Annotated in this window: 18 protein-coding genes; 12 read left to right on the forward strand and 6 right to left on the reverse strand. The window is 63.9% G+C overall.

What is annotated here, in order from left to right:
* Positions 1–68 precede the first annotated feature (68 nt).
* The 3 genes from ilvN to miaA all read right to left on the reverse strand — a co-directional run bounded on the left by ilvN (position 69) and on the right by miaA (position 3,581).
* Positions 69–587, reverse strand: a complete 519-nt coding sequence (gene ilvN / locus ACZ1II_RS14730; protein WP_465147108.1) for an acetolactate synthase small subunit — start codon at positions 585–587, stop codon at positions 69–71.
* 31 nt (positions 588–618) lie between these two features.
* Positions 619–2,361 carry a biosynthetic-type acetolactate synthase large subunit gene (ilvB, locus tag ACZ1II_RS14735; protein ID WP_465147109.1) on the reverse strand — a complete coding sequence of 581 codons (1,743 nt, stop codon included), beginning with the start codon at positions 2,359–2,361 and terminating at the stop codon, positions 619–621.
* A gap of 218 nt (positions 2,362–2,579) precedes the next feature.
* Positions 2,580–3,581 (reverse strand): tRNA (adenosine(37)-N6)-dimethylallyltransferase MiaA, encoded by a 1,002-nt coding sequence (gene miaA, locus ACZ1II_RS14740; RefSeq protein WP_465147110.1) that lies wholly within the window; start codon positions 3,579–3,581, stop codon positions 2,580–2,582.
* Between miaA and serB the strand changes: the two genes are divergently transcribed.
* Positions 3,574–4,458 carry a phosphoserine phosphatase SerB gene (gene serB / locus ACZ1II_RS14745; protein WP_465147111.1) on the forward strand — a complete coding sequence of 295 codons (885 nt, stop codon included), beginning with the start codon at positions 3,574–3,576 and terminating at the stop codon, positions 4,456–4,458. The two genes, miaA and serB, sit on opposite strands and share 8 nt — an antisense overlap.
* 16 nt (positions 4,459–4,474) lie before the next feature.
* Positions 4,475–5,131 (forward strand): DUF1345 domain-containing protein, encoded by a 657-nt coding sequence (locus tag ACZ1II_RS14750; protein WP_465147112.1) that lies wholly within the window; start codon positions 4,475–4,477, stop codon positions 5,129–5,131.
* 66 nt (positions 5,132–5,197) lie between these two features.
* Here ACZ1II_RS14750 and purL read toward each other — a convergent pair whose 3' ends face one another.
* On the reverse strand, positions 5,198–7,357 hold the full coding sequence (gene purL, locus ACZ1II_RS14755) for a phosphoribosylformylglycinamidine synthase subunit PurL (RefSeq protein WP_465147113.1): 2,160 nt from the start codon (positions 7,355–7,357) through the stop codon (positions 5,198–5,200).
* Positions 7,358–7,496: 139 nt separating this feature from the next.
* Here purL and ACZ1II_RS14760 point away from each other — a divergent pair, with 139 nt between their 5' ends.
* The 10 genes from ACZ1II_RS14760 to ACZ1II_RS14805 all read left to right on the forward strand — a co-directional run bounded on the left by ACZ1II_RS14760 (position 7,497) and on the right by ACZ1II_RS14805 (position 17,156).
* Positions 7,497–7,760, forward strand: a complete 264-nt coding sequence (locus ACZ1II_RS14760) for an exodeoxyribonuclease VII small subunit (protein WP_147220516.1) — start codon at positions 7,497–7,499, stop codon at positions 7,758–7,760.
* A gap of 3 nt (positions 7,761–7,763) precedes the next feature.
* Positions 7,764–8,672 (forward strand): polyprenyl synthetase family protein, encoded by a 909-nt coding sequence (locus tag ACZ1II_RS14765; protein WP_465147114.1) that lies wholly within the window; start codon positions 7,764–7,766, stop codon positions 8,670–8,672.
* Positions 8,672–9,190, forward strand: coding sequence for a pantetheine-phosphate adenylyltransferase (gene coaD, locus ACZ1II_RS14770; RefSeq protein ID WP_465147115.1), 519 nt, complete (start codon positions 8,672–8,674; stop codon positions 9,188–9,190). The genes ACZ1II_RS14765 and coaD overlap by 1 nt, the downstream gene beginning before the upstream one ends.
* Before the next feature lie 100 nt (positions 9,191–9,290).
* Entirely contained in the window at positions 9,291–9,974 is a 684-nt protein-coding gene (locus ACZ1II_RS14775; protein ID WP_465147116.1) for a peptidylprolyl isomerase, read from the forward strand.
* A 52-nt stretch (positions 9,975–10,026) separates the two neighbouring features.
* Entirely contained in the window at positions 10,027–11,061 is a 1,035-nt protein-coding gene (gene queA / locus ACZ1II_RS14780) for a tRNA preQ1(34) S-adenosylmethionine ribosyltransferase-isomerase QueA (protein WP_465147117.1), read from the forward strand.
* A gap of 42 nt (positions 11,062–11,103) precedes the next feature.
* The gene (locus ACZ1II_RS14785; protein ID WP_465147118.1) at positions 11,104–12,039 is read left to right on the forward strand and encodes an ABC transporter ATP-binding protein; all 936 of its coding nucleotides are present in this window, start codon (positions 11,104–11,106) and stop codon (positions 12,037–12,039) included.
* Positions 12,036–12,809: an ABC transporter permease gene (locus ACZ1II_RS14790; protein ID WP_465147119.1), complete on the forward strand. Its 774-nt coding sequence runs from the start codon at positions 12,036–12,038 to the stop codon at positions 12,807–12,809. The genes ACZ1II_RS14785 and ACZ1II_RS14790 overlap by 4 nt, the downstream gene beginning before the upstream one ends.
* Before the next feature lie 17 nt (positions 12,810–12,826).
* Positions 12,827–13,900, forward strand: coding sequence for a DUF481 domain-containing protein (locus ACZ1II_RS14795; protein ID WP_465147120.1), 1,074 nt, complete (start codon positions 12,827–12,829; stop codon positions 13,898–13,900).
* A 19-nt stretch (positions 13,901–13,919) separates the two neighbouring features.
* Positions 13,920–15,047: a tRNA guanosine(34) transglycosylase Tgt gene (gene tgt / locus ACZ1II_RS14800; RefSeq protein WP_465147121.1), complete on the forward strand. Its 1,128-nt coding sequence runs from the start codon at positions 13,920–13,922 to the stop codon at positions 15,045–15,047.
* A 111-nt stretch (positions 15,048–15,158) separates the two neighbouring features.
* The gene (locus ACZ1II_RS14805; protein ID WP_465147122.1) at positions 15,159–17,156 is read left to right on the forward strand and encodes an alpha/beta hydrolase family protein; all 1,998 of its coding nucleotides are present in this window, start codon (positions 15,159–15,161) and stop codon (positions 17,154–17,156) included.
* Here ACZ1II_RS14805 and ACZ1II_RS14810 read toward each other — a convergent pair.
* Both ACZ1II_RS14810 and rpsD read right to left on the reverse strand, forming a co-directional pair.
* Positions 17,153–17,314, reverse strand: coding sequence for a hypothetical protein (locus ACZ1II_RS14810; protein ID WP_465147123.1), 162 nt, complete (start codon positions 17,312–17,314; stop codon positions 17,153–17,155). The genes ACZ1II_RS14805 and ACZ1II_RS14810 overlap by 4 nt on opposite strands.
* Positions 17,315–17,457: 143 nt before the next feature.
* Positions 17,458–18,072: a 30S ribosomal protein S4 gene (rpsD, locus tag ACZ1II_RS14815; protein WP_086490306.1), complete on the reverse strand. Its 615-nt coding sequence runs from the start codon at positions 18,070–18,072 to the stop codon at positions 17,458–17,460.
* Positions 18,073–18,229 lie beyond the last annotated feature (157 nt).

An 18,229-nucleotide genomic window follows, 5' to 3' on the forward strand; every position in this document is an offset into this window, starting at 1 on the left:
GGGGCCTGATTGATATGCGCCGGTGGCGCGTGGTTCGTTGTTTCCGGCAAGGCGTGCCGGAGGATGTGTCAGGCTTCGTGTGGTCCGCGGATCATCGCGACGATGCCGGTGCGGCCGACTTCGACAAGGCCGAGATCGCGCATCAGCGTCACGAAAGTATCGATCTTGTCCGGCGCGCCGGTGAGTTCGAAGATGAAGCTCCCGGTCGTGGTGTCCACCGCCTTGGCGCGGAAGATATCGGCCAGACGCAGCGCCTCGACGCGCTTTTCGCCAATCCCGGCCACCTTGATGAGCGCCAGTTCGCGGGCGACGTGCGGGCCTGCCTCGGTCAGGTCCACCACCTTGTGTACCGGCACCAGGCGTTCGAGCTGGGCGTGGATCTGGTCGATCTGGCTCGGCGGGCCGTGGGTGACGATGGTGATCCGGCTCACCTCGTGGTTGTCGGTGATGTCGGCCACGGTCAGGCTGTCGATGTTGTAGCCGCGTGCGGTGAACAGACCGGCGATCTTGGCGAGAATGCCCGCCTCGTTGTCGACGGTGATGGTGAGGACGTGACGTTCCTCGGCCTCTTGCTTGATGTGCATCATGTTATGTCTTTCAGATCCTGCGCGCGCGTTCTCAGACCAGAGCCTTGGCTTCGTCATCCATCGTGCCGGCGACGGTATCGCCGTAGAGGATCATGTCCGTATGGGCGGCGCCCGAGGGGATCATCGGGAAGCAGTTCGATTCCTTGGCGACGAGGCAATCGACGATGACGGGGCCGTCGTAGTCGATCATCTCCTGGATACCGGCATCGAGCTGGCTTTCGTTCTCGATGCGGATGCCCTTCCAGCCATAGGCCTCGGCCAGCTTCACGAAGTCCGGCAGGCTGTCCGAATAGGACTGCGAGTAGCGGCTTTCATAGGTCAGCTCCTGCCACTGGCGGACCATGCCCATCCACTCGTTGTTGAGGATGAAGATCTTCACCGGCAGGCGGTACTGGGTGGCAGTACCCAGTTCCTGGATGTTCATCTGGATCGAGGCGTCGCCGGCGATGTCGATGACGAGGCTGTCCGGGTTGCCGAGCTGCGCGCCGATCGCGGCGGGCAACCCGTAGCCCATCGTGCCGAGACCGCCCGAGGTCAGCCACTTGTTCGGACCGAAGAAGTGGAAGTACTGCGCCGCCCACATCTGGTGCTGGCCGACTTCGGTGGAGATGACCGGGTCCTTGTCCTTCGTCAGCTCGAACAGGCGCTGCACCGCGAGCTGCGGCATGATCGCCTTGTCCGAGAGCGGGAAGTAGAGGCTGTTCTTGCCGCGCCATTCCTCGACACGCGCCTTCCACGGCGTCAGGTCCTGCGCCTTGCGGTCGCCCCAGAGCGTCAGGATCTGGTCGAGCACGGTGGCGCAGTCGCCGATGATCGGCAGGTCGACCGGGACCGTCTTGTTGATCGAGGCGCGGTCGATGTCGATGTGGATCTTGGTCGAATTCGGCGCGAAAGCGTCGAGGCGGCCGGTCACGCGGTCATCGAAGCGGGCGCCGATGCAGACGATCAGGTCGGCCTGGTTCATTGCCAGGTTGGCCTCGTAGGTCCCGTGCATGCCCAGCATGCCCAGCCAGTCGGCATGGTCCGCCGGGAAGGCGCCGAGGCCCATCAGCGTGGAGGTGACGGGGGCGCCGGTCTTCGCTTGAAGCTCGCGCAGCAGCTCGGTGGCACGCGGGCCGGAGTTGATGACGCCGCCGCCGGTATAGAGCACCGGAGCCTTGGCCTTGGCGATCAGGTCGACGGCCTGCGCGATCTCGTCCGCCGTGCCTTCGGTGCGCGGGGCATAGCGCTGGCGGCGCTGCGTCGGCGTGTCGTTCCAGACGGCGCTGGCGATCTGGACATCCTTGGGGATGTCGATCAGCACCGGACCCGGACGGCCCGAGGTGGCGATCTGGAACGCCTCGTCGATGGTCGCGGCGAGGTCGGCCGGGTCCTTCACCAGGTAGTTATGCTTGGTGCAGTGACGCGAGATGCCGACCGTGTCCGCTTCCTGGAACGCGTCCGAGCCGATCAGCGCGGTCGGGACCTGGCCGGTGATGACGACCAGCGGAATCGAATCCATGAAGGCATCGGCAATGCCGGTGATGGCATTGGTCGCGCCGGGACCGGAGGTGACCAGAACGACGCCGGGCTTGCCGGTCGAGCGGGCGTAACCTTCCGCAGCGTGGGCCGCGCCGGCTTCGTGACGGACTAGGATGTGCCGAAGTCGCTCGTCGCCGAATAGAGCATCGTAGATCGGTAGCACGGCACCGCCGGGATAGCCGAATACGAATTCGACTCCCTGCTTGACCAGGCTTTCGACCAAGATGTTCGCGCCGCTGCGCTCTTCAGTCACAACACATTCCTTTTCCGACTCGTGGGCGTTTCCCGAGGGATGGGCTGCCCTTCGAATATTGCGCACGGTTTGCAGTGCGCATTACCAAAAAACCACAATTCGCTTTCCGGCGAACTATAATGAAACCGACCCGACACAGCGGGTGCCATGCCGGGTCCTCCCTCTCCTGACTGCGTACTTTCATCAGCAGGTGAGGGCGCTCTAAGGGGCCGAAAATATTACGTCAACCCCATAACCTGAAATAATCTATCTCTCAGTGATTTTTCATCGAAATATTCGAACTCAATCCTTGTCCAATCTTGCGGGGGTTGATGGCGCAGCCAGGTGAACTGACGCTTGGCGTAATTGCGCGTGGCCTGCGATCCGCGGGCTATCGCCTCCTCCAAAGTGCCTTCCCCGCGCACCACGGCGGCAAGCTCGGGCACGCCGATTGCGCGCATCACCGGCAGGTCGGGATCGAGATTGCGGGCGAGCAGAGCCTCCACCTCGGAGAGGGCGCCGCGTTCGATCATGCGCTGGAACCGCAAGTCGCAGCGGGCGTAGAGCGCCTGCCGTTCGGGCAGGAGGATCGCGGCGCGAACCGCGACATCGTCGCCGATCCCGCCGCTGGTCTGCGCCTGCCAATGGGCGATCGGCAGGCCGGTCGAGCGCACGACTTCGAGGGCGCGGGCGATGCGGGTGGTGTCCGCCGGGGCGAGGCGCGCGGCGCGTTCGGGGTCCTCGACTTGCAGCGCCGCATAGGCTTCGGCAACGGGCAGGGCGCGCACTGTCTCGCGGACTGCGGGATCGATGGGCGGGACGGGGGCGATACCGTCCAGCAGGGTGCGTATATAGAGTCCGGTGCCGCCCACGAGCACGGGCACGGCCTGCTCGGCATGGATCGCGGCAATGGTCTCGCGCGCGGCGCGTGCCCATTCGGCGGCGGAGCAGGTCTCGGCGGCGTCCCAGGCGCCGAACAGGCGGTGCTCGATGCCGCCCATCTCCTCCGGCGTGGGGCGGGCGCTGAGAACGGTCAGGTCGGCGTAGACTTGCGAGCTGTCGGCATTGACCACGACCGCTCGTTGTCCGCGCCGTTCGAGTTCCTGTGCCAGCGCCACGGCACAATCGCTCTTGCCGCTGGCGGTTGGCCCTGCGATGAGCGCGAGCGGCGGCTTGTGTCCCGCGGACGCATCGCCGGTGGAATTTTCATACGCAGCTTCAAGGGAATTCGCAGTGCTCATTGCGCGGCTGATAGCAGAACCGGACCACCTCTCGGCAAGAATCGATGCGGCCCGTGCCGAAATGCAGGAAAGCGGCGTGCGGCTGGCTTCGGCAGAGATGCTCGATTTCTGCGGGCAGACCATGCAGATCGCCTCTCCCGACGAGGATGCGGCGGCGCTGCGGGGGGCGCTCGACGACCATTTTTCGCCGACCGACGGCCTTGTCTGCGATCATGAGCCGACGATCCCCGGCCTGTTCATCTCCGACATGGATTCGACCATGATCGGTCAGGAATGCATCGACGAACTGGGCGATTTCGCCGGTCTCAAGGACCGCATTGCCGAGATCACCGAGCGGGCCATGCAGGGCGAACTCGATTTCGAACAGGCTCTGCGTGAGCGAGTCGGCCTGCTCAAGGGCCTGTCGATCGATGCCATCGAGGAATGCCTTGCCAGTCGCATCAAGCCGATGCCCGGCGCGCGCACGCTGGTGGAGACGCTGAAGAAGTTCGGCTGCCGCACCGTGCTGGTGACGGGCGGCTTCCACCACTTCGCCGATCCCGTCGCTGCCTCGCTCGGCTTCGAATATGTCGTCGGCAACCGGCTGGAAGTCGTGGACGGAAAGCTGACCGGCGGCCTTGCCGGGCCGATCGTCGACAGTTCGGTCAAGAAGGCCACCCTGCTGGCCGAAGTCGAGACGCTTGGCGGCCATGTCACCAGCCTTGCCACGGGCGACGGCGCCAACGACATTCCGATGCTGGAAGCGGCGACTTACGGTATCGCCTATCACGCCAAGCCCAAGGCCCGCGCGGCGGCCAACGGCTGGGTCGACCGGGGCGACCTTACCAGCGTCCTGCGCCTGCTCGGCATCGACGAGCAGGAATGGGTTCGCGTATAACAGAGAGGCGAAAGCGATGGCCGGGCAAGATTCCTTTCTGAACCGGCTGTCGCACCCGCGCTATCTCCTGTTTCTTGGCGTTCTGGCGATCTCGCCCTGGCCGCTGCTGGCGAGGATGCCGGTGGTCGAGGCTGTGGTTACCGCCTTCGATCTCGCCGTCATCGTTTTCGTGCTGAGCTGCATTCCGCTATGGCGGGGCGGCAATGCCGATCTTATGCGTAGTCAAGCCAAGCGCGACGATGCCGGGCAGGTCATGCTGCTGCTGCTGACGGCGGTGATCACCTCGATCATCCTCGCCGCGCTCGGCACGCTGGTGCTCGACAACCGCAATCTGGTGCCCGGTGAGATCGCGCTGCTGGTGGTGACGCTGCTGGCCTGCTGGACTTTCGCGAACCTGATCTACGCCTTCCACTATGCGCGGCTCTACTATTCCTCGCGTGGTGGATCGGACCATGAAGGTCTCGATTTTCCAGGCGATTGCGTGCCGGACTTCGCGGATTTTGTGAACTTCGCCTTCGTGATCGGCATGACCTGCCAGACGGCCGATATCGAGATCACCGATTCCGCCGTGCGCCGGGTCTCGACGTTCCACGGACTGTTCGCCTTTGCCTTCAATCTCGGCATTCTGGCGCTGACGGTCAACGTGCTGGCGTCATCCACCGGCGGTCACTGAGCCTGAAACGAAAAAGGGCGCCCGCTGGGGGCGCCCTTTCGATTTCGCTTCAGGGAAGGAAGGCGATCAGGCCTCCATCCAGTCCTTGAAGAAGGCCTCGTTGGCTTCGCGAAGCGCGGTGACTTCGTTGCCCGCCACCTTGGTGCCCGCAACCGTACCGATGCGGACGGCGCCGGGAAGCTCGGTGCCTGCAGGTGCGGTGACGACATAGCGGCTCTGGTCTTCGCCGAAGGCCTCCGCCGTGGTCAGTTCCACTTCGAGATTGCAGCCGAGGCCGCTGGCCATCGCCATTTCGGCAAGGGCGACGAGCAGGCCGCCGTCGCTGACGTCGTGGACGGCAGTCACCTTTCCGGCGTTGATCCAGTCACGGATCGAGGCGCCGTTCTCGGCCTCGACCTTGAGGTCGACCTTGGGCGCGTCACCGGCTTCCTGCCCGGCGATTTCGCGCAGCCAGAGCGACTGGCCGAGGTGGCTGCCCTTGCCGCCCAGCACGAAGATTTCGTCGCCTGCGTTCTTGAACGCGACGGTTGTCATCTTCTCGTGGTCGGCCAGCAGGCCGACGCCGCCGATGGCCGGGGTCGGCAGGATCGCCGAGCCGCCGCCGGTGGCCTTCGATTCGTTGTAGAGCGAGACGTTGCCCGAAACGATCGGATAGTCGAGCGCGCGGCAGGCATCGCCCATGCCGTTAAGGCAGCCGACGATCTGCGCCATGATTTCGGGACGCTGCGGGTTCGCGAAGTTCAGGCAGTTGGTGATGGCGAGCGGAAGGCCGCCGACGGCGCTGATGTTGCGATAGGTCTCGGCCACGGCCTGCTTGCCGCCCTCGTAGGGGTCGGCGTAGCAATAGCGGGGCGAGCAGTCGGTGCTGATCGCCAGCGCCTTGGGCGTGTTGTGGATGCGCACCACGGCCGCATCGCCGCCGGACTTCTGCATCGTGTCGCCGCCGACCTGGCTGTCGTACTGCTCCCAGATCCACTTGCGCGAGGCGAAGTCGACCGTGCCCATCAACTTGAGCAGGTCGGCGCCCACGTCGGCGCTTTCCGCGACTTCGCCCATGGCCGGAACCTTGGCCCAGGCCTTGTATTCCTCGGGGGTGACGTAAGGACGCTCGTATTCCGGCGCATCGTCGGCCAGCGGGCCGAGCGGGATGTCGCAGACCACTTCGCCGTTGAATTCGAGAACCATGTGGCCGGTGTCGGTCACTTCGCCGATCACCGCGAAATCGAGTTCCCACTTCTTGAAGATCGCCTCTGCCATCGGCTCCTTGCCGGGCTGGAGCACCATGAGCATGCGCTCCTGGCTTTCCGAGAGCATCATCTCGTAAGGCGTCATCGCCTCTTCGCGGCAGGGCACGGCGTTCATGTTCAGGCGAATGCCGGCACCGCCCTTGCTGGCCATTTCGACCGACGAGGACGTAAGGCCCGCTGCGCCCATGTCCTGGATCGCGACGATGGCGTCGGTGGCCATGAGTTCGAGGCAGGCCTCGATCAGCAGCTTTTCGGTGAAGGGATCGCCCACCTGCACGGTCGGGCGCTTCTCGTCCGAATGCTCGTCGAAGTCGGCCGAGGCCATGGTGGCACCGTGGATGCCGTCGCGGCCGGTCTTGGAGCCGACGTAGACGATCGGATTGCCGAGGCCGGTTGCGGCCGAGTAGAAGATCTTGTCCGTCTCGGCGACGCCCACGGTCATGGCGTTGACGAGGATGTTGCCGTCGTAGGCCTTGTGGAAGTTCGTTTCGCCGCCGACGGTGGGCACGCCCACGCAGTTGCCGTAGGAGCCGATGCCCTCGACCACGCCCTGGACGAGGTGCTTCATCTTCGGATGATCGGGACGGCCGAAACGCAGCGCGTTCATGTTGGCGACCGGGCGGGCGCCCATGGTGAAGACGTCGCGCAGAATGCCGCCGACGCCGGTCGCGGCGCCCTGGAACGGCTCGATGTAGCTGGGGTGGTTGTGGCTTTCCATCTTGAAGATGGCGGCCTGGCCGTCGCCGATGTCGATCACGCCCGCGTTCTCGCCGGGGCCGCAGATGACCCAGGGAGCCTTCGTGGGCAGCTTCTTCAGGTGGAAGCGGCTCGACTTGTACGAGCAGTGCTCGGACCACATGACCGAGAAGATGCCGAGCTCAACCAGATTGGGCTCTCGGCCGAGCGCGTTCAGGACCCGCTCGTATTCCTCGGAATTGAGGCCGTGGGCCTCGACGACATCGGGGGTGATTTCGGACATGCGACGCGCCTTAGCGCCGAGTTGAACGCTTCGCTAGACGGAAAAGCGAGGCGATATCGAGCCGATCGTCGAGGCGCTTCGATGCGAGGCCCCGCATCCCGCCTTGACCGGCGAACGCGGGGGCTTCATTGCAGGGTTCATGACTGAGAAGAGTGCCGAAATCGGCGAAATCGCTGGGATGAGTTTCGAGGATGCGCTGCGCGCTCTGGAAGACGTGGTGCGCCGTCTGGAAAGCGGCGACGTGCCGCTCGACGATTCGATCACGCTCTACGAACGCGGCGAAGCGCTGCGCCAGCATTGCCAGAAGCGGCTCGATGCCGCGCAGGCACGGATCGAGCGCATCGTCGCCGGGCCGGACGGGGTTCCGACCGGAACCCAGCCGTTCGACGCGGCGGATCGCTGATTCGTGGGTGAGGTCAGCGTGACCGACCCGATCCTCTCCGAAGGCCTCGCCCGCATCGCCGAGGAGATCGACGGCGCTTTCGACGCGCTGCTGCCGGTGCCCGACGATGCCCGCGCGCGGCTGGTCGAGGCGATGCGCTATGCATCGATCGGCGGCGGCAAGCGGCTCAGGCCGCTTCTGCTGACGGCGGTGGCGGAGATGTACGGCGTCGTGCGCGAGGCGGCGATCCGCGCGGCGATCGCCATCGAATCGATCCACGTCTACTCGCTGATCCACGACGATCTGCCTTGCATGGACGATGATGCCGTGCGCCACGGCAAGCCGACCGTGCACCTCGCCTTCGACGAGGCGACGGCTGTTCTTGCTGGCGATTCGCTCCATGCCTTCGCGTTCGAGGTGCTGGGCGATCCGGCCACCAGCGCCGATCCCTTTACCCGCATCGAACTCGTCCAGGCGCTCGGCCATGCCAGCGGCGCGCAGGGCATGGCGGGCGGCCAGATGATGGACCTCGTGGCCGAGACCAGCGAGTTCGATCTCCAGACGGTCACGCGGCTCCAGCAGCTCAAGACCGGCGCGTTGCTTGGTGCGGCGGTGGAAATGGGCGCGATCCTCGGCCGCTTGCCGCCGGAAGGGCGCGCGCATCTGCGCGGCTATGCCCGCGATATCGGCCTCGCCTTCCAGATCGCCGACGACCTCATCGACCACGAGGGCGATGCCTCGGTGGCGGGCAAAGCGGTGGGCAAGGACGCCGAGGCGGGCAAGGAGACTTTCGTCTCGCTGCTCGGCCCCGACCGCGCCCGCGATCAGGCGCGCATGCTGGTGGAGCAGGCGATCGGCCATCTCGCCCAGCACGGCAAGGAAGCCGACCTGCTGCGCGCGGTGGCGCGCTACATCATCGAGAGGGATCATTGATGAGCCTTGGGGAACGCATCGGGGTCTATCCCGGCACTTTCGATCCGATCACGCTGGGGCACGCCGATATCATCCGGCGCGGCGCCAAGCTGGTCGATCGGCTTATCATCGGGGTGACGACGAACCCGTCGAAGAACCCGCTCTTCACCCCCGAGGAGCGCATGGCCATGGTCGAGCGCGAAGTGGCGGCGCTCGGGATCGAGAACGTCACTGTCGTCGGTTTCAATGCGCTGCTGATGAAGTTCGCGCAGAAGCAGGGCGCCAGCGTCATCATCCGGGGGCTGCGCGCCGTCGCCGACTTCGAGTACGAATACCAGATGGCGGGCATGAACCAGCAGCTTAACCCGAACATCGAAACGGTGTTCCTGATGGCGGATGTCAGTCTCCAGCCGATCGCTTCCAAGCTGGTGAAGGAAATCGCCATGTTCGGGGGCGATATCTCCCGCTTCGTCAGCCCCGCCGTCCGCGAGGACGTGGTCGGCCGGATCGCCCAGAACGGGCTGCTCGGCGACTATTGAAACCCCTCGAAAGCCACTTGCGACAAATTCATTCATTGTCACGTCAGCACCGGGGCACTATCGCCGCGGGCCTGAACGGCTTCCTTCCTGTGAGTATTCGATGAAGTTTCGCCTGACCCTTACCGCGACGATGATCGGCCTGGCCCTGGCGGCTACGCCTGCCCTGGCCAAGAAGAAGGAAGACCCGACCCCGACTCCCGCAGCCGCGCCGCTGCCGACTTTCGTCGATCCCGACGTGACCCATCAGCCGGAGAACGTGCTGCTGCTCGATCTTTCGGACGGCGGCCGCGTGGCGATCCGACTGATGCCGGAATGGGCGCCGCACCATGTCGAGCGGATCAAGACGCTCGCCTCGCAGGGCTTCTACAACGGCCAGATTTTCCACCGCGTGATCGACGGCTTCATGGCGCAGACCGGCGACCCGACGGGCACCGGGCAGGGCGGCTCGCAGCTTCCCGACCTCACCGCCGAATTCAACGCGATGCCGCACGTTCGCGGCACCGTGTCGATGGCGCGCACTAACGAACCGAATAGCGCGAACAGCCAGTTCTTCATCGTGTTCTATCCGCGCTTTTCGCTCGACCGGAAGTACACCAACTTCGGCCGCGTGATCTCGGGCATGCAGTATGTCGACGCGATCCAGCGCGGCGAGCCGCCGCAGAACCCGACCAAGATCGTGCAGGCCTCGCTGGCGTCCGAGAACAAGGCCCCGCCGCCTGCTCCGGTCGCTCCGGCTCCGGCCAAGATCACCGCCGATCAGCTGACGAACTCGAAGTCGAACTGAGTCAGCCGAAAAAGGATGACGCGCAGGGAGCACGCCTCTAGAGGGGCGCCCCATGCGCGTTGACCTTTTCGACTTCGACCTCCCGCCCGAGAACATTGCCCTGCGTCCCGCGCGTCCGCGCGATTCGGCGCGGATGCTGGTGGTTCATGGCCGCGAGCAGGGGCCGATGACTGAGCGCGTCGTGCGCGATCTTCCCGGCGAACTGCGCGCCGGGGACGTCCTCGTCTTCAACGACACCCGCGTCATTCCCGCCCAGCTCGAAGGGCGCCGCGGCGAGGCGAAGATCGGCGCCACGCTCCACAAGCGCATCGACCTGCGCCGCTGGCAGGCCTTCGTCCGCAATGCCAAGCGCCTGAAGGCGGGCGATCGCATCGAATTTCCCGCCGATGTCACCGCGCTTGCCGAAGAACGCCACGAGGACGGCAGCTGGACCCTGCTGTTCGAGGGCGACGAGCCGGTCGAAGTCCTGCTGGAGCGGGCAGGGCGCATGCCGCTGCCGCCCTATATTGCCGGCAAGCGCGAGACCGACGAGCAGGACGCCAGCGACTACCAGACGATGTTCGCGCGCGAGAAGGGCGCCGTCGCCGCACCCACCGCCGCACTACACTTCACGCCCGAACTGATCGAACGGCTCGACGCGGCGGGCATCCGGCGCGAGACGCTGACGCTTCATGTCGGCGCGGGCACTTTTCTGCCGGTCAAGGCGGACGAGACGCAAGACCACAAGATGCACGCCGAATGGGGCCGCATCGATGCGGAGACGGCGGATCGCCTGAATGCCGCGCGTGCGGCGGGGGGGCGGGTCATCGCCGTCGGCACCACCAGCCTGCGCCTGCTTGAAAGCGCGACCGGCGAGGACGATGTGATTCGTCCCTTCGAAGGTGACACCTCGATCTTCATCACGCCGGGCTACCGCTTCAAGGCGATCGACGGCTTGATGACCAACTTCCACCTGCCCAAGTCCACGCTGTTCATGCTGGTCTCGGCGCTGATGGGGCTGGAGCGGATGCAGGAAGTCTACGCCCATGCCATCGGCGAGGGGTATCGCTTCTATTCCTACGGGGATTCCAGTCTTCTTTTGCCCTGAGGGGACTTGGAACTGTCACCGGTTTCGCGCATCACGCGGGGCATGGAACCCATTCTCGAAATCAGCGGTCTGACCAAGACTTACGCCGGGGGATTCACCGCGCTCCAGGGCGTGGACCTCACGATCAACAAGGGCGAGATTTTCGCGCTGCTCGGCCCGAACGGCGCGGGCAAGACCACGCTGATCGGCGCCGTCTGCGGGCTGGTGCGACCGACGAGCGGCACCATGCGGGCTTTCGGCGAGGACATGGACCGCAACTGGCGTTCGCTGCGGGCAAGGATCGGCCTGGTCCCGCAGGAACTGGCGACCGACATGTTCGAGACGGTGCTCCATTCCGTGAACTATTCGCGCGGCCTCTACGGGCTTGCTCCGAGCCCGGAGCGGATCGAGGAAATCCTGCGCGCGCTCAGCCTCTGGGACAAGCGCAAGGCGCAGATCCGCGCGCTTTCGGGCGGCATGAAGCGCCGCGTGCTGATCGCCAAGGCGCTGGCTCACGAACCCGATCTGCTGTTCCTCGACGAACCGACCGCCGGTGTCGATGTTGAACTGCGCCGCGACATGTGGGCGCAGATCGCCCAGCTTCGCGACCGGGGCACGACGATCATCCTTACCACGCACTATATCGAGGAAGCCGAGGAAATGGCCGACCGCGTCGGCATCATCCAGGCGGGCAGCATCCGCATGGTCGAGGAAACCCGCTCGCTGATGAAGCGGCTGGGACGCACCGAGGCGCATATCGGCCTCGCCACGCCGCTTGCCGTCGTTCCCGAGGTGCTGGCGGCCTACAATCTCACGCTCGCGAATGGCGGACAGGAGCTGCTCTATCGGGGCGGCGACGGTGCGGGTGGCGGCAAGGCCGAGGTTGCCCGGCTGACCAAGGACCTCGCGGCGAACGGGATCGACTACACTTCGATCGACATCCGCGAATCGAGCCTCGAAGACATCTTCGTCGATCTTCTGGAAGGAGCGGCGGCATGATCGCCTTCAACGCACGCAGCGCCTGGACCATCTACAAGCGCGAGGTCGTGCGCGCGCTTCGCACTGCCATGCAGTCGATCCTGGCGCCAGTGTTGACGACGACGCTCTACTTCGTCGTGTTCGGTGCCGCGATCGGCAGCAAGATGGATTCGGGCATGGCCGGCGTGAATTACGGCGCCTTCATCGTGCCGGGCCTGCTGCTGCTGACCCTGCTCAGCGAAAGCACCTCCAACGGCAGTTTCGGTATCTACATGCCGCGCTTCACCGGCGCGATCTACGAATTGCTTTCCGCGCCGGTCGGAGTGGCTGAGACACTGATAGGTTTCGTGGGAGCTGCGGCTACCAAGTCCCTGATTCTGGCGGCTATCATCCTGATAACCGCAACCTTCTTCGTGGACTATACGATCGCTCATCCATTCTACGCTCTTGGCTTTATCCTTCTGGTTTCAGCCAGTTTTTCACTTCTCGGCTTCATTCTCGGCATCTGGGCGGACAGCTTCGAGAAGCTCGGCATCGTTCCGGTGCTGTTCATCATTCCGCTCACATTCCTCGGTGGCACGTTCTACTCGATCGACCTGTTGCCCGAGCCCTGGCGCTCGGTGGCGATGGCCAATCCGGTGGTCTATCTGGTGAACGGACTGCGCTGGTGCTTCTACGGCAGTTCCGATTTTCCGATCGGTCTTTCGCTGGGCATGACGCTGGGCTTCCTTGCCCTCTGCGTCGCAGTCATCGCCTGGATCTTCCGCACGGGCTGGCGCCTGCGCGCCTGAGTGGGTAATATCGTTTCATGACAATGCGTTTTGTTGTTTCGTTGGGTGCCTCTTCTCTGGTTGCGGCGCTTCCCGCACAGGCTCAGGTTCTCCCGTCGAACCAGTTCGACGCGTTCGAGTTCCACCTGTTTCCCGGGTTGGAAGTCGTGCCGGTGGAGTCCGTGGAGGAACTGCCGATACGCCTCGTCCTGCCGGACTACGTTGCGCCGCCGCCTTTTATCGCCGCCCCGGCGCCGCACTTGCCGGACAATGTCAGGACGATGATCGAAGCCGCTGTAAAGACGAAGGATTCTTCCGTCGTCGGGGCCGTGGTAAAGGCGGCGATCTCGACGCAGCCTTACGACAAGGATGAGATCCGCGCGATCCATCAGGCCTTCCTCGACGCGAACGCCCAGGAAATCGCGGACAAGGCCAACGCCGAACGCGAGCGCATCCGCCGCGCCGCGCTGCTGGAACTCTGGACCGGCAAGGTCGAGCTCGGCGCATTCCGAGCGACTGGCAATACCAGCAATTTCGGCTATACCGGCGCGGTCAAGCTCGACCGCAAGGGCCTCAACTGGCAGCATACGGTCCAGCTCAATGCCGATTATCAGAAGGATCGCGGCGTTGTCTCGCGCGAGCAGTACGGCGCCAGCTACCAGCCGCGTTACACCCTGAACGACGGCCTCTTCACGTATGGCCGCATGCAATACGAGAAGGATCGCATCCAGGGCTTCCTCGATCGTTACTCGCTCTCGGGCGGTCTCGGTTATCGCATCCTCAAGCGCGACAACGTGACGCTGTCGATGGAAGTCGGCCCGGCGCTTCGTCGCACGCGCTATGTCACCGTGCCCAGGGAGACGACCTGGTCGGCGCTGACTTCGGTCGATTTCGACTGGCAGATAAGCCCGACGATCAAGCTGACGCAGGATGCCTCGTCCTATGTCGAGACCGGCAACAGTACCTTCACTTCGGCGACCGGCCTCGAAGCCGGCATGGCCAAAGGCTTGAAGGCGCGGATGTCCTATTCGATCGAGCACGAAACTTCGCCGCCGGACGGATCGCTGCGCACCGACACGATCTCGCGCTTCTCGCTGGTCTACGGCTTCTGAAGTCTGTAACGGGCGGGGCATGAACCCCCGTTTCGAATTCTCCATCCATGCCACCGACGGCAAGGCCCGCACCGGCACGATCAAGATGCGCCGCGGCGAAATCCGCACGCCCGCCTTCATGCCGGTCGGTACCGCTGCCACCGTGAAGGCGATGAAGCCGCAGGACGTGCGCGCCACCGGCGCCGACATCCTGCTCGGCAATACCTATCACCTGATGCTTCGCCCCGGCGCCGAGCGCGTCGCGCGGCTGGGCGGGTTGCACAAGTTCATGAACTGGGACCGCCCGATCCTGACCGACAGTGGCGGCTATCAGGTCATGAGCCTGTCGGACTTGCGCAAGATCACCGAGAACGGCGTGACCTTCGCCAGCCACCTCGACGGATCGCGCCACCTGCTAACGCCCGAGCGCTCGATGGAGATCCAGCGCCTGCTCGGCTCCGACATCGTCATGTGCTTCGACGAATGCCCCAAGATCGATCAGCCGCGCGACGTGATCGCGCGCTCGATGGAAATGTCGATGCGCTGGGCCAAGCGCAGCCGTGATGGCTTCGACAGCGGCGGCGAGCATGCCGCCAATTCGGCGCTGTTCGGCATCCAGCAGGGCGCGCTGGACGAAGGCCTGCGCAAGGCTTCGGCCGACGCGCTGATCGACATCGGCTTCGACGGCTATGCGATCGGTGGTCTTGCGGTGGGCGAGGGGCAGGAGGCGATGTTCTCGACGCTGGAATTCGCACCCGGTCAGCTTCCCGCCGATCGTCCGCGCTACCTTATGGGTGTGGGCAAGCCCGACGATCTCGTTGGCGCAGTGGAGCGCGGGGTCGACATGTTCGACTGCGTGCTGCCCAGCCGCTCGGGCCGCAACGGTCAGGCCTTCACCTGGAACGGCCCGCTCAACTTGCGCAATGCCCGCCATGCCGAGGACAACAGCCCGCTCGACGAACGCTGCAAGTGTCCGACTTGCGGTACCTACAGCAGAGCCTATCTGCACCACCTCGTGCGCTCGGGCGAAATCCTCGGTGCGATGCTGATGACCGAGCACAATATCTCGTTCTACCAGCAACTCATGCAGGCCATGCGCGATGCCATTGCCGAAAGCCGGTTTGCAGCGTTCACCCGCCAGTTCCGCGCGGATTACTTTTCCCGTTAACTTTCTTTAATCGCCTCAGAGCCTTGCCAGTGTTTGGAGCGCTTCACATAATTTTCGCCTGACATTCTGAGATCAGGGGGAAATATGCGAGTATCTTGGAGGCATGGTCCGATGGCATCGGCCATGGCGCTGGCGCTTGTCGGGGCCTGCGCATCGGGTGATGCATGGGCGGCCGATGCCGCAAGCCTGTTCGGCGCCCGAGAGGATGTGCGACAGATCAGCCTCTCGCCCGACGGGACGCAGGTGGCCTTTATCTCGTCGCGCAACCCGCGCGGGGAAGTGCTCTATGTCGTTCCGGTTGCTGGAGGCGAGCCGAAAGTCATTCTGACAAGCGCGGGGGGCGGCGAGCATCTGCGGCAATGCAACTGGATTTCGGCCAGCCGCCTGATCTGCAACATGACCGTGACCATGAAATTGGCCAATATGCTCGGCACTTTCCAGCGAATGTTGGCGATAGACAGCAGCGGCGCGAATGTGAAAGTGCTGTTTCGCCAGCAGTCGGTATTTCGCGAGCAGGGCTTTACCCAGGACGGTGGAAACCTGATCGATTTCAACGGCGGAAAGCCCGGCGAAGTGCTGGTGACCCGTGATTTCGTACCTGAGAAATCGATCAACACCCGACTAGCGGAAACGCGCGAGGGGTTAGGCGTCGATCGCCTCGATGCATCCACGTTGAGCCGTCGTGTCGTCGAGGTGCCGCGCAAGAGTGCTGTCGAATACATCACCGATGGCAAAGGCAATGTGCGCTTGATGGGGCTGCAACCCGATGGCCCCAATGGCTCTGCGGGTTCGTCGATCGAATATGTCTACCGTAAACCGGGCAGCGGTGCGTGGGAGACCTTGAGCAAGTTGCGCATCGATGGCACCCGCGCGCAGGGGTTCAATCCCGTGGCTGTCGATCCCGGCCTGAACGTCGCTTACGGTTTCGATGATAAAGATGGCTTTGAATCTCTGTTCCGGATCAAGCTGGACGGCAGCATGGCCCGCGAACTGGTGGTTTCCCATGATGGCGTCGATGTGGATGGGCTGATCCGGATCGGCAGGGACCAGCGCGTCGTGGGTGCCAGTTATGCTGACGATTATCGCCATGAAGTGCTGTTCGATCCCGATCTGGTGAAGCTCATGGCGGCCCTGCGCAAGGCATTGCCTGCGAACACGTCTCTGGGCGTTCTCGATGCCAGCGCGGACGAAAGCAAACTGTTGCTGATGGCAACCAGCGACGTCAATCCGGGTACGATCTATCTGTTCGACAAGGCGGCGCACAGCCTGAACGAAGTCGTATCGGTGCGGCCGCAGATCGCGGACATGAAGCTGGCGCCGATGAAGCCTGTTAGTTTTGCTGCCGCTGACGGCACAATGGTTCCTGCCTACCTGACACTTCCGCCGGGCAGCGACGGGCGCAACCTGCCTGCCATTGTCATGCCGCATGGCGGACCCAGTGCTCGTGACCAATGGGGCTTCGATTGGCTCGTCCAATATTTCGCGCATCAGGGTTATGCGGTGTTTCAGCCCAACTATCGCGGCTCGTCAGGGTTTGGCGGCAGTTGGCTGATGAAGAACGGTTTCCAATCCTGGCGTAACGCGATCGGTGATATCGACGACGCCGGGCGCTGGCTGATCGGGCAGGGTATTGCTGCCAAGGACAAGCTGGCGATCGTCGGCTGGTCCTATGGTGGCTACGCGGCGCTGCAATCGGGCGTCACCGAGCCGGGACTGTTCAAGGCGATCGTTGCGGTGGCGCCGGTAACCGATCTCGAGCAACTGCGTGAGGACAGCCGCGATTACACGATATTCTCTCTGGTCAACCGCCAGATCGGCGAAGGGCCTCATATCAATGCCGGATCACCCGCGCAGAACGCTGCCAGGATTACGGTTCCGGTCCTGCTGTTCCATGGCGACATGGACGAGAACGTGAAAATCGGCCAGTCGCAGCTCATGGACAAGCGTCTTCGCGATGCGGGCAAGTCGGTTGAGTTTGTACAGTTCCCGGGGCTCGATCATCAGCTCGACGACACGGATGCGCGTACGCGCCTGCTGGGCGATACCGATACCTTCCTACGGAAGGTGATGGGAATGCCGGCAGCCATTCCCGTCGCGGCGGGAGGTTAGCGGGATACCTCCAGCCGGGTTCCTGGATAGGCGATGAAGTTGCCGCTGCGCAGGTCTAGGAATCCGGCTCCGATCTGCGCGGCGAAACGCTGCGCCAGTTCGAGAGTGGCATACCATTTGCCGGTGCGGTGCGGGGTAACGAAACGAAAGCGATTCATGCTGACCCAATGCCGCGCAACCATGTCGGTTCCCTGACAGATCGTTCGTTTCGGCGCATTTTTCCGGGCTTCATCGCACAAGCAAAAAGGGCGGCTCCTTGCGGGGCCGCCCTTTCCGTTTTTCTGGTCCGAGGACCCGATACTTAGCGCGAGTAGAACTCGACGACCAGGTTCGGTTCCATCTTCACCGGGTAAGGCACTTCGTCGAGCGTCGGGACGCGGACGAAGGTCACCTTGTCGGTGCCGTCCTGAGCGACGTAGTCGGGGACTTCACGCTCGGGGAGGTTCTGGGCTTCGATGATCAGCGCCATTTCCTTGGCCTTGTTGCCCAGGCTGATGACGTCGCCGACGCGGATGCGACGCGAAGCGATGTTGCACTTCACGCCGTTCACGCGGATGTGGCCGTGCGAAACGATCTGACGAGCCGCGAAGATGGTCGGAGCGAACTTCGAGCGGTACACCACCATGTCCAGGCGCTGTTCGAGCAGGCCGATCAGGTTCTGGCCGGTGTCGCCCTTCATGCGCGAGGCTTCCTGGTAGGTAGCCTTGAACTGCTTCTCAGTCACGTCGCCGTAGTAGCCCTTGAGCTTCTGCTTGGCGCGCAGCTGCAGACCGTAGTCCGACAGCTTGCCCTTGCGGCGCTGGCCGTGCTGGCCCGGGCCGTAGCTGCGGCGGTTGACCGAGCTCTTGGGGCGCCCCCAGATGTTCTCGCCCATGCGGCGGTCGAGTTTATACTTGGCACTTTTACGCTTCGACATATGTCGTCTCCTTTTCTGCTGCCGCATCCACTGTGGATGCGGTCCATGTTTTCCCGGGGCGCACCATTCCGCCTATTTCGCGGAATGCGGCCGCCGCTTCACCGGGGTGCGGGGCCGAATGGACGGACCTGTCAAGAAGGCAGGCGCCATGTGAAGG

Source organism: Novosphingobium sp. BL-S-20 (assembly GCF_055521635.1).